Origin of the sequence: Streptomyces sp. HM190 (genome assembly GCF_009857135.1) — a bacterium.
In the GTDB taxonomy this organism is placed as follows: Bacteria; Actinomycetota; Actinomycetes; order Streptomycetales; family Streptomycetaceae; genus Streptomyces; species Streptomyces heilongjiangensis.
In genome coordinates, this window is record NZ_CP047318.1 from 5,684,868 (window position 1) to 5,696,749 (window position 11,882).

The window sequence follows — 11,882 nt, forward strand, 5'->3', positions numbered from 1 at the left end:
CACCGTGGCCCAGCTTGTTCTTTGGCTACCAAGACGCCCCGTCAGCCCCCGCGACCCCCGACTTCAACCCCGCCCCGCACAACGGCACCACCGCCGAGCGGCCTCCGAGTGCCCCCTCCCGTACGGCGGCCCAGCAGGCCACCCCCGTCGCCTCGACGAACAGGCCGCGGGAGGCGAGGTCGCGCTGGGCGTGGCGGAGCTGGTCCTCGGTGACCGTGAGGAACCTGCCGCCCGAGTCCCGCACGGCCCGCAGGATCTGACGGGCCCGGGGCGGGCGCGGGATGGCGATGCCCTCGGCGAGGGTCGGCGCCATGGGGGTGGACCCGACGAGATCGTCCGCGCCCTCGGCCCACGCGTGGGCCAGGGGGGCGACCGCGGCCGACTGGACGGCGTACAGGGCCGGGCGGCGGTCGATCAGGCCCGCCGAGTGGAGTTCGGCGACGGCGAGAGCGGCGCCGAGCAGCAGCGTGCCGTTGCCGACCGGGACGACCAGGACGTCCGGGAGGCGGCCGCCGAGGTCCTCCCAGAGTTCGTGGACGTAGGTCTTCGTACCGTGCAGGAAGTAGGGGTTGTAGACGTGCGAGGCGTAGAAGACGCCCTCCTCGTCCGCCGCTTCGCGGGCCGCGGCCGCCGCCGCCTCGCGGTCCCCCTCGACGATCCGGAGCCGCGCGCCGTGGACGTCGATCTGCTCCAGCTTCTTGGCCGAGGTGCCGAAGGGGACGTACACCGTGCAGGGCAGCGCGGCGCGCGCGCAGTACGCGGCGATCGCCGTGCCCGCGTTGCCGCTGCTGTCGGCGACGACCCCGCGCGGCCCCAGCCGCAGCGCCAGTTCGGCGAGGAGCACCGCGCCCCGGTCCTTGAAGGACAGCGTCGGCATCAGGTAGTCGAGCTTCGCGGAGATGCTGTCCGTCAGCTCGACCAGCGGGGTGCGGCCCTCGCCGAGGGACACCGACGGTGTGGCGAGGGGAAGGCATTCGGCGTACCGCCAGAGCGAGTTCACCCGGCCGGCCAGGGACTTGAGGGGCGCGGGGGTGGGTGCGAAGTCGAGGTCCAGGGGGCCGCGGCAGGCCGGGCAGCACCAGGCGAGGGAGGCGGAGGGGACGCGCGTGCCGTCCGTCGGGCAGAAGCGATCCGGCAGAGGTGTCATGCACGCAGGGTAAGTGGGCGTGCCGAGGACGGTGACGTATGACGGTGTGTCACGGCAGGGGGAAGCTCCGGGTGAGCGACAACGCGGCGCAGGACACGGGCCGCATCGACGTGTGGGCCCTCCGGTTCTGATCCCGCACCTGGCTTCCGGCCTCCTCCGCCCCGGGTTCCTCCGCCTCGGGTTCCTCGTCCCGGGGCGGAGATTCCGGATCCCGACCTCCCGACTGCCCGACCGCCCGGCCCCCGGGGCCGGGCCGGCCGCGAGCGGGCGGGAGCGACACCGCCGGTGCCGGGTCCGCCGGTACCGGGCGCTCCGGGGCCGCGCCCCGCGCCCCGCGTGCCGCTCCGCCCGGCCCGCGCTTACCATCGCCAAGCCGTATGAAAGTCGTACGCCAGTTCCCCTTCACTTCGGCGCAAGGAGCACGCGACCCGTGGCCACACCCCCGCCCTCCGGGGCCCAGCCGCCCCAGGGCGGCCCGTTCCCGCCTCCGGGACAGCCGCAGCCCGCGCCGGGACAGCCGCAGTCCGTGCCGGGGCAGCCGTACCCGATGGCCCCCCAGCCCTGGGGGCAGGCATGGGGGAGGGCCTACCCGGCGCCGCTGTCCCCGCCGGTCAACGGGCTCGCGATCGCCGCGCTCGTCCTCGGCCTCATGTGCCTGCTGCCGGGCGCGGGTCTGGTCCTCGGCGTCCTCGCCCTGGTGCAGATCAGGCGGAAGGGGGAGCGCGGCACGGGCATGGCGGTGGCCGGAATCGCGCTGTCGACGACCGGCGCGCTGCTGATGGCGCTCGCGCTCACCACGGGCGGCGCGCGCGACGCGTGGGACGGCTTCCGGGACGCGGCGAGCGGCGCGGGAACCACCTTCACGGTCCAGAAGGGCGAGTGCTTCGACACGCCGAACGGCTCTCTGGAGGGCTACGCGTACGACGTCGACGTGGTGCCGTGCGAGGGCAGGCACGACGCCGAGGTGTTCGCCGAGTTCCGGCTGCCGGACGGGGAGTACCCGGGCGACGACGAGGTCGAGGACACCGCCGGCAGCCGGTGCTACGACCTCTCCGCCGCGTACGTCATGGACACCTGGGCGATGCCGGCCGACGTCGACGTGTACTACTACACGCCCACCCGGCAGAGCTGGCGGTACGGCGACCGCCAGGTGGCCTGTGTGTACGGCAACGAGGACGCGGAGGCCGGCCTGACCGGCTCGCTGCGCCGGGACGGGACCACGCTCGACGCCGACCAGTTCGCGTTCCTCCAGGCCGACGCCCTCCTCAACGAGGCGTTCGAAGGCCTGCCCGACACGGACTACGTCGGCGACGACCTGCCCGCCCACAAGGCGTGGGCGCCCGACGTGGTCGACGCCCTGGAGCGGCAGGCCGCGGCCCTGCGGGCGCACGACTGGGAGCCCGGCGCCGAGAAGGCGGTGACCGACTACGCCAAGGCCCTGGACCGGGCCCGCGAGGAGTGGCAGGGCGCCGCCGACGCGGACGACGCCGACGAGTTCGGTGACCACTGGGACCGGGCGCACCGGCTGACCGACGGCCCCAAGGCGGTCACGGCGCGCGAGGCTCTGGGGCTGGCCACCGCTCCGGAGGTCACCGACGAGGACGGCACGGGCGAGGGCGACGGCGGGAGTGAGCCCCGCGCACAGGTGTGACGGCGTCCATAGCGGGGAGAAAGTGCCTGCGTAAAGGCTTCCTGGGGGGCATGTCATCACATCGAGTGATTCCTTGGCCTTTGCTTGCATGACACAACCCACGGTTGCCAGGCTGTTGCTGTCTGTACAACCTGATGGGAGCGGCCAGTGACTTTCGGTGAGCAGCCGGCGTACCTGCGTGTCGCGGGTGATCTCCGCAAGAAGATCGTGAACGGATCGCTGCCGCCGCACACCCGCCTCCCCTCCCAGGCGCGGATCCGCGAGGAGTACGGCGTCTCCGACACGGTCGCGCTGGAGGCGCGCAAGGTGCTCATGGCCGAGGGGCTGGTCGAGGGCCGGTCGGGATCGGGCACGTATGTGCGGGAGCGGCCGGTGCCACGCAGAGTGGCCCGTTCCGGTTTCCGCCCCGCCGGCGGCGCCACGCCGTTCCGGCAGGAGCAGGCCGACGCAGCCGCCCGCGGCACCTGGGAGTCGCGCAGCGAACAGGCCGAGGCGAGCGGCGCGATCGCGGAGCGGCTGGCCATCCAGCCCGGTGACCGCGTGATGTGCACGAAGTACACCTTCCGGGACGCGGGCGAGGTGATGATGCTCTCCACCTCCTGGGAGCCCCTCGCCCTCACCGGGCGCACCCCGGTGATGCTGCCGGAGGAGGGTCCGCTCGGCGGCATGGGGGTCGTCGAGCGCATGGCCGCCATCGACGTGATCGTGGACAACGTCACGGAGGAGGTCGGCGCGCGCCCCGGCCTCGCGGAGGAACTCCTCGCTCTCGGCGGCGTCCCCGGCCATGTCGTCCTGGTCGTACAGCGGACGTACTTCGCCTCGGGCCGCCCGGTGGAGACGGCGGACGTGGTGGTGCCGGCCGACCGGTACCGGGTGTCCTACCACCTGCCGGTCAAGTGAGCGACGCCGACGGCCCGTCGGGGCCTGTCCCTCCACCGGCCCTCGTTCGTCCACCGGCCCTCGTTCGTTCGCCGGTGCCGGTCCGCCCTTCGATGCCCGTCCGTTCGCCGTGGTCTGCGCGCCCGTCCGGCAATCCGTAGATCCCGTGCTTATCGGACGATGGCGGGGCGTGGGTCAAGTGGCCCTTTCCGGAGGGGAGTCGGCGGCGGTGCGGGCTTTCGGGGGCATCCGAACGCCGTTCGAATCCGGTCGTTCTCGACGTGCGGGGATCGTGTGCCCGGAGGGGGCGCCCGGGTGCCCTGAAGGTGCTGGGCGGCTGCTCGTCGGGGGACGTGGCGGCGCGCGGGTGGTGAGCGGCGGCGCGTTCGACGGAGTGCAGCCCTCTCATCTTGGCTTGTTGCGTACCTCTTTGTGAAAAGACGGATTCGCTGCGTAAAGGTTGGGCGTACGCTCGGGCATATGCGGATTGCGGTTTCCTTAGGCGGCGGGGTGCGGCGGAATCCGGGGACGGGACTCGGGCCGGCCGGGGTGGGAAGGAGCGGTGGGGGGCGATGAACGACGGCACGATCACTCTTCCCTGGCTCGTCATCAGGCAGGACGACAACGGCAACCGCTACCGCGTCGGCCGGTACGCGACCCGCGCCGAGGCGCAGAAGATAGCCGACAGCCTCGACCGTCGCGGGCACAAGCAGCTCTACTGGGTCGAGCGCATAGGGCAGAACGGCCAGAATGCCCAGAGTGGGAGCAAGTGATTCAGCGGGTCCGGCGCCTGTGTCCGCTCCCGTAGGCTCCCGCGCATGACCGAACCGATCGTGGTGGTGGGTGCCGCCCTGCTGAAGGACGGCCGGCTGCTCGCCGCCCGTCGCAGCGCGCCCCCCGAACTCGCCGGACGCTGGGAGTTGCCCGGCGGCAAGGTGGAACCCGGTGAGCCCCCTGAACAGGCCCTCGTGCGGGAACTGCGCGAGGAGCTCGGCGTCGAGGCGAAGTCGGCCGAGCGGGTGCCGGGGGAGTGGCCGGTGGGCTCCGGGTACGTCCTGCGCGTCTGGATCGCGCATCTTCTCTCCGGGGAACCCCGGCCGCTGGAGGACCACGACGAGCTGCGCTGGCTCAGCGTCGACGAGGTGTGGGACGTCGACTGGCTCGACCAGGACGTTCCGGCCGTGATGGAGACCGTGCGACTGGCCTGGGGCTCCGGGGGCGGCTGAGCGCCCCGGATTCGACCGATTCCCCCAACCTGCCCGCCGGGGCCCGCCGTGCCGCCCCGCACTCCTGGGCGGCCGGGGCTCGCCGCGCCGTTTCGCCGCGGCCCGCCGGGTCGTCCAGACGCGCCGTGCGGGTCGTCCCGCTCCGCCCGCCGGGTCGTCCCGCCGTGCCCGTCGCACGGTTCCGTGCGCCCCTTTCTGATGCGCCGCGTGCGGGGGGATGCGCTCGCCGCGCTGTTTGTGCCACAGTGCGCCCTCATGCGCGGTACTCGGGGTTCGATATCGGGTATGTGCCCATTAACCCCATGAAACCGGACAGGTTCCGCTTCTGACTGGGAAGTGATCGGCGTGATCGACAACGGAGACGACTGCGCCGAGTGGACCTTCCCCGCGGAGCCCGGCGCCGTGCGGACCGCACGGGCCGTGGTCCGCGACCGGCTGCGCGCGTGGGGGCTCGACTCCCTCGGGGACATCGTGATCCTGCTGGTGAGCGAGTTGGTCACCAACGCCCTGCGGCACGCCACCGGCCCCATCGGGGTGCGCCTCGTCCGCTCCGAAGGCCCCCCGGGCACCTTGCGTGTCGAGGTCTCCGACCCGCTGCCCGACCCGCCGCGCGAACGGACCGCCGACCCGGACGACGAAGGGGGCCGAGGGCTACGGCTCGTGGCCTGCTCCGCGCGGGCCTGGGGTACCCGGCTCGGTGACTCCGGCAAGACGGTCTGGTTCGAGTTGACGGTTCCCGACTGACCGGAGCGGTGGGCGTACGAGGTGAGGGGCCTGGTGCACGATCGGCGTCCACGGCGTACGGACCGGGCAGGGGGCGGCTCCCCGGGGCGCGCGTGCGACCGATCGGTTCAAGCCAGTAGGGCTGGCTGGAGTCTTTGGTTCGAGCGGGCAACGCCTGGTTAGAAGACTTGGGAGTATGTCCCAGCCGGTCCAAAAACGATCGGGACCGTGCTGTGATCGTGAACACCGTGTTGCGCGGCGCCGTAGTGCTGGATACTGCGGGCAGCCGCCCCTGGTGACCGGAGCCGGACGCGGTGAGCTGGAGGGGACGGTTCGCGTGAGCGAGATACCAGCGAAGGCCACGGAGTCCTCGGAGCCGAACGGCCCGACGGACCGCGCGAGGCCCGAGGCCGCAGACGATTCCGGCCTGGGCCGCGCCGCACGCGATGACGTCACGCACGAGGGCGGAAGCGCTTCCGCCGCGGCGGGCGGCGACGCCCCGGGGTCCGCGTCCGGAAGTCACCCACCGGCCGGCCGTCCGGCGACGGCCGGGGGCGAGGCCGCCGACGCCGTCGCGGCCGCGGGTGTCCTGGCCGGTCAGGGGCCCCGTCATCCGATGTGGCAGACCAGCCCGCCCGGCTCGATGTACGACTACATCAAGGTGGCCTCGTTCTCCATCGGCTCCGACGGTCTCGTCGACCAGTGGAGCCTGCGCGCCGAGCAACTGTTCGGTATCCCGGCCACGCGGGCCGTGGGCATGGACCCCATCGAGGCGTTCGTCGACCCCGACCGGCGCGAAGAGGGCCAGCGGAAGATGGCCGAGGTCCTCGACGGCCGGGAGTGGACCGGGGTGGTCCCCTTCCGGGTGCCGGGTCCCGAAGGGATCGAGGGGCTCGCCGAGGTCTATGTGATGCCCACCACGGTCGAGGGCGGCGAACGGGCCGCCGTGTGCATCGTGGTGGACGTGCGCACGCTGCGCCGCATCGAGACCGACCTCGCCGCCTCGCAGGCGATATTCGGCCAATCTCCCTTCGGCTTCCTGCTGATCGACACCGACCTCCGGGTGCGGCGCGCCAACCAGCGGTTCGCCTCCATCTACGGCGGCCACGTCGACGACCACCGCGGCCGGGGCGTCCACGACTACCTCCAGTCCCCGGAGGCCGAGCGGGTCGAGGCGACCCTGCGCCGGGTCCTGGAGACCGGTGACTCCATCACGGACATGCACGTCTCCGGATTCGTGCCCGGCTCCGAGGAACGCCGCCACTGGTCCGTCAACCTCTACCGGGTGCACAGCGGCACCGGCCGCCCCATCGGCATCGCCTGGCTCGGCATCGATGTGACGGCCCGCCGCGCCGCCGCACGCGAGGCCGCCGCGGCGCGGCGCAATCTCGCCCTCCTGAACGAGGCCGGTTCCCGCATCGGCAACTCCCTCGACCTGGAGACCACCGCCCGCGAACTCCTCGACGTGGTCGTCCCCAACTTCTGCGACCTCGCCACCGTCGACCTGTACCAGGGCCTCCTCGTCGGCGACGAGACCCCGCCCGGACTCGCCGACGGCAGCGCCGAACTGCGCCGCGTCGCCTTCGCCAGCGCCGTCTCCGACGCGCCCTTCGTCGGCGGGCCCGCCCCGGTGCGCGTCGGCGCGGTCCACCACTACCCGTTCAACTCGCCCTGCGCGGACGCCCTGCGCACCGCCCGCCCCCAGCAGGTCCCCGAAGAGGGCAACCTCATCCAGACGACGCTCGCCGTGCCGATGGTCGCCCACGACACCGTCGTCGGACTCGTGCAGTTCTCCCGCACCAAGGGCAGCGAACCCTTCGGGGAACGCGACCGGGCCCTCGCCGTGGAACTGGCCGCCCGCGCCGCCGTCTGCATCGACAACGCCCGCCTCTACCGGCGCGAACACGAACGCGCCCTCATCCTGCAACGCTCCCTGCTGCCCCCCGGCGACCCCGAGGCCTCCGGCCTCGACATCGCCTGCCGCTATCTGCCGGGCAACGCGGCCACCGAGGTCGGCGGCGACTGGTTCGACGTCATCGAACTCCCGGGCCACCGCACAGCACTCGTCGTCGGCGACGTCATGGGCCGGGGCCTGCGCGCCGCGGTCGCCATGGGCGAACTCCGCACGGCCGTACGCACCCTGGCCCTGCTCGACCTCGAACCCGCCGAGGTCCTCTCCGCCCTCGACGAGATCGCCCGCGGCCTCGGCAACCCCGGCGGCGTCCAGTCCGCCTCCCGCACGGCCGCCAGCCGCCCCCGCGACAAGGACCTCTCCGAGGTGTACCTCGCCACCTGCGTGTACGCCGTCTACGACTCGGTCACCCGGCGCTGCACCTTCGCCAACGCGGGCCATCTGCCCCCTGTACTGGTCGAACCCGGCGAGAGCGCGCTGATGCTCGACGTGCCGCCCGGCATGCCGCTCGGCGTCGGCGGCGAGCCGTTCGAGGAGGTCGAGGTCGAGCTGCCCGAAGGGGCGCTGCTGGCGCTCTACACGGATGGACTGGTCGAATCACGCGACCACCCCCTCGACGAGGGCCTCCAGGCGTTCGTCGGCGCCCTCACCGACCCCGCCCAGCCTCCCGCCCCGGCGCGGCTGGGCAGCGCCCGGTCGCTGGAGGACGTCTGCGACCACGTTCTCAACACCCTCGACACGCATCACGGCGAGGACGACATCGCCCTCCTGATGGCACGTGTCCAGGGGCTGCCGGCCGACTCCGTCGGCGACTGGACCCTGCCCCGTGAACCGCGCAGCGTGGGACGCGCCCGCGAGTACGCCCGGGGCCAGTTGCTCGCCTGGGACCTGGAACCGCTGGTCGACACGGCCGAGTTGCTCGTCAGCGAACTGGTCACCAACGCGCTGCGCTACGGCGAGGGCGAGATACGCCTCCGGCTGCTCCTCGACAGGACCCTCGTCTGCGAGGTCTGGGACGCCGGCCTCGTCCAGCCCCGCCGCCGCCGCGCCCGCGACACGGACGAGGGCGGCCGCGGCCTCCAACTCGTCGGCCTGCTCTCCGCCGCGTGGGGCTCCCGCCGTACGCCCCGCGGGAAGACCGTGTGGTTCGAACTGCCGCTCCCCGGCGAAGAGGGCGGCCTCACGGACCCGGCGGAGGCGCTGCTGAGCCTCTTCTGAGAGGAGGGCCACGCCGTCGCCACCGGCCGCCGGCGGGCCGGCAGCGCGTACGGCCCCCGGCGGCCCGTACGGCTTCCCGCCCGGCGGCCATACGGCCCGGCGGCCACGCGCGGCTCGCGGCCCGGCGCTCCCCGGCCCACCGGCCGCCGGCGGGCCGAGGAGCGCCGCGACCGGCACGGATCAGCGAGAACACCGCCCTGCGCACGGCTTCCCGCCCGGCAGCCACGTACGGCCCCCGGCTGCCCCGTACGGCTTCCCGCCCGGCGGTCATGCGGCCATCTGTGCCGGGCCACGTGCGGCTCGCGGCCCGGCTGCTCCGTACGGCTTCCTGTCCGGTGGCCATGCGGGCCATGCGGTCATGCGGCCATCCGTGCCGGGCCCACGCGCGGCTCGCGGCCCGGCGGGCACGTACGGCTTCCTGCCCGCGGCCTACGCGGGGCTCGTCGTCCTGCGGCCGCGGGTTGCCGTGCCGCCGAAGCAGGCCGGGCCCTGTGGAGTGATCCGGCCGCCGTCGCCGGTGTCCCCGAGGATGATGCCGCCGAGCAGCGCCCCGGCCATCCCGTCGCCGACCGGCCCCTCGTACGGCTCGCCGTAGTCCCGCACGTCCTGCTCGGCCAGCCGCCGTGCTTCCCGGGCGAGGGCGTGGGCACGCCGGGCACTCTCGACATCAGCCGTCTCCACCGCTGCGGCCTCTTCTCCCAAGGGTGCCGCCTGGTCGGCCGTGTCCTCCTCGGCGGTCTGGTCCGGCGAGGGTTCCGTTTCCCCGGCCGTGTCCACCTCGGCACTCTCGTCGCCCGGGAAAGCCGCCTCGTCGGCCCCACCGGCCCCATCCCCACCGGCCCCGCCCCCACCGGCCCCGGGCTCCTCGGCCCCGTCACCGTCATCCGCTCCGGTGGGCCCGGCCCGGAACGCGGCCGCCTCGGCGAGGCCCGCGCAGCGTTCCGCTTCCGCGAGGCGGGTTCTCGCCGTCACCCCCACCGCCGCGCGGTGCGTCGTGACGTAGTCCGCCGTGGTGGCCACCGCGCTGCGGGCCGGGAGCAGCCAGCGGTCCTCGCGGCAGAGGGCGTCGAAGGGGTCGGCGAGCGTGCCCGCACGGGGCGCCCCCTGCTGCGCCGCGCCGGCGGCGCGCGCCACCTCCGCGGTGAGCCGTTCCACCCCCGTCACGAGGACGTCCGCCTGGTCGACGGCGCCCTCGGCGGCCCGCAGGTGCACCGCGGCCGTCAGCGGGTCGCCCGCGTCGGTGAACTGTCGGGCCCGGTTCAGCTCGGCCGTCGCGAACACGAGCCGGTCCTCGGCGAGTTCGGCGTGGCCGGTGACCGGGAGGACGACGTCGGGGGCGTAGCGCTCGCGGAGCCCGGCGAGGGTGGCCGCCGCCGTCGCCGTACGGCCGGTCAGCTCACGGAAGCGGGCCTCCGCGCTCTGCAGGGCCGGGACCGCGTCGCGTTCCAGGGCGCGGAGCTGGTCGAAGGCGGGGGCGGCGATGTCGAGGCGTCGCTGGGCCATCGTGCAGCGGGCGAGGATCTCCTCCAGCAGGTCCCGTTCCTCGTCGGGCGGGAGCGTGCCGGCGTCGTCGAGCCGCTGCCGGAGCAGGAAGGCCGCCTCGACCTCGCGGCGCGCGTCCGCCAGGGCGTCGGTGAACGGTCGGGCCGCGGCGGGGCCCGACCGGGCGACGGCGAAGCGGAGTTCCTCGGCGGCGGTACGGACGCAGTCGTCTGTCTCCACCAGCAGGCGGCGGCCCCGTCGGTGCAGGTCCGGCAGCGGGGGCAGATGCTCCTCGAAGGTCCCGGCCGGTGTCGTCCGCAGCACCGCGCGCCGCTTGCGCCGGACGAGTGAGTACGCGGCGAACCCGGCGACCACCGCGGCGACCGCGACCGGCAGGATCAGATCCGTCGCCGAACTCCCGTCCGCCGCCGAACTGCCGTCGTCGCCGGTCGCCGCGTCGCCCACCTGGACAGCCACAGCCCGCCCTGCGCCGGCCGGGAACGGTGACGGGCCGGCACCCGAGGGCCCGGCGGGCCCCGCGGACCACTCGGCGACCGCCGGGGAGGCGGCCGCCACCGCGGGCGTCCGGTGCCCCGCGTCCGGCGCATCCGTCAACGGGACCAGCAGCAGCCAGACCAAGGCGGTCATCCCGCCGAACGCGGCGTGCGCCACCCGCACACCTATGTGCGACGTGGCGCCGCGCGACCGGTGTCTCCTCGAACGCGACGTCACATTTGGGAGCGTATGGCCGGACCGGTCAGGTCGCGACCGGGAGGAGGCAAAGACGTCCCGGGCGAGGCCCGGCCGCTCCGTGTCACGGTGCGTCGGCGCCCCCGCCGCGGGCGGTCAGTCCGCTGCGGAGCGCCTCCTGATCTTCGAGCCGAGCCAGACCAGCGGGTCGTACTTGCGGTCGACGGCCCGTTCCTTCAACGGGATGAGCGCGTTGTCCGTGATCCGGATGCCCTCGGGGCAGACCTCCGTGCAGCACTTGGTGATGTTGCAGTAGCCGAGGCCGTGTTCGTCCTGCGCGGTGCGCTTGCGGTCGAGGCCGGTCTCCTCCGCCGCGTCCAGCGGGTGCATGTCCAGTTCGGCCACGCGCATCAGGAAGCGGGGCCCGGCGAAGGCGGGCTTGTTCTCCTCGTGGTCGCGGACCACATGGCAGGTGTCCTGGCACAGGAAGCACTCGATGCACTTGCGGAACTCCTGCGGACGGTCCACGTCCTCCTGCATCATCCGGTACTCGCCGGGACCGAGCCCCTCCGGCGGGACGAACGCCGGAACCTCCCTCGCCTTCTGGTAGTTGAAGCCGACGTCGGTCACCAGGTCCCGGACGACGGGGAAGGCCCGCAGCGGGGTGACCGTGATCGTCTCGTCCCGCTGGAACACCGACATCCGGGTCATGCACATCAGCCGGGGACGGCCGTTGATCTCCGCCGAGCACGAACCGCACTTGCCGGCCTTGCAGTTCCAGCGGACGGCGAGATCCGGGGCCTGGGTCGCCTGGAGGCGGTGGATGATGTCCAGCACCACCTCGCCGTCGTTGACCTCGACCTCGAAGTCCTCCAGGCCGCCGCCCCCCACGTCGCCCCGCCACACCCTGAAGTGGGCCGTGTAACCGCTCATGACCGTGGCTCCTCGTGGCTG

The 11,882-nt window shown here is 73.7% G+C and carries 9 protein-coding genes; 6 read left to right on the top strand and 3 right to left on the bottom strand.

The annotated features are described in order from the left end of the window. Nucleotides 1–25: 25 nt before the first annotated feature. Nucleotides 26–1,147: a pyridoxal-phosphate dependent enzyme gene (locus tag GSY65_RS24375; protein WP_159772506.1), complete on the bottom strand. Its 1,122-nt coding sequence runs from the start codon at nucleotides 1,145–1,147 to the stop codon at nucleotides 26–28. 430 nt (nucleotides 1,148–1,577) lie between these two features. On the opposite strand from GSY65_RS24375, the gene GSY65_RS24380 reads away from it, so the two are divergent. From GSY65_RS24380 to GSY65_RS24405, 6 genes are all read left to right on the top strand, one after another. Further along, on the top strand, nucleotides 1,578–2,798 hold the full coding sequence (locus tag GSY65_RS24380) for a DUF4190 domain-containing protein (RefSeq protein ID WP_201452651.1): 1,221 nt from the start codon (nucleotides 1,578–1,580) through the stop codon (nucleotides 2,796–2,798). Between the two features lie 147 nt (nucleotides 2,799–2,945). Then, entirely contained in the window at nucleotides 2,946–3,698 is a 753-nt protein-coding gene (locus tag GSY65_RS24385; protein ID WP_159772509.1) for a GntR family transcriptional regulator, read from the top strand. Nucleotides 3,699–4,249: 551 nt separating this feature from the next. Further along, a complete protein-coding gene (locus GSY65_RS24390) occupies nucleotides 4,250–4,450 on the top strand; it encodes an SPOR domain-containing protein (RefSeq protein ID WP_159772512.1) in 201 nt (66 codons plus the stop codon). 45 nt (nucleotides 4,451–4,495) lie between these two features. Next, nucleotides 4,496–4,903 (top strand): (deoxy)nucleoside triphosphate pyrophosphohydrolase, encoded by a 408-nt coding sequence (locus tag GSY65_RS24395; protein WP_159772515.1) that lies wholly within the window; start codon nucleotides 4,496–4,498, stop codon nucleotides 4,901–4,903. A 336-nt stretch (nucleotides 4,904–5,239) separates the two neighbouring features. Continuing rightward, nucleotides 5,240–5,647, top strand: coding sequence for an ATP-binding protein (locus GSY65_RS24400; protein ID WP_159772518.1), 408 nt, complete (start codon nucleotides 5,240–5,242; stop codon nucleotides 5,645–5,647). 274 nt (nucleotides 5,648–5,921) lie between these two features. Beyond that, nucleotides 5,922–8,756: a SpoIIE family protein phosphatase gene (locus tag GSY65_RS24405; protein ID WP_443043249.1), complete on the top strand. Its 2,835-nt coding sequence runs from the start codon at nucleotides 5,922–5,924 to the stop codon at nucleotides 8,754–8,756. Nucleotides 8,757–9,185: 429 nt separating this feature from the next. Here the strand turns inward: GSY65_RS24405 and GSY65_RS34020 are convergent, their stop codons facing one another. Beyond that, nucleotides 9,186–10,910 (bottom strand): TPM domain-containing protein, encoded by a 1,725-nt coding sequence (locus tag GSY65_RS34020; RefSeq protein WP_236580031.1) that lies wholly within the window; start codon nucleotides 10,908–10,910, stop codon nucleotides 9,186–9,188. 174 nt (nucleotides 10,911–11,084) lie between these two features. Next, nucleotides 11,085–11,861, bottom strand: coding sequence for a succinate dehydrogenase/fumarate reductase iron-sulfur subunit (locus GSY65_RS24415; protein WP_159772520.1), 777 nt, complete (start codon nucleotides 11,859–11,861; stop codon nucleotides 11,085–11,087). Nucleotides 11,862–11,882 lie beyond the last annotated feature (21 nt).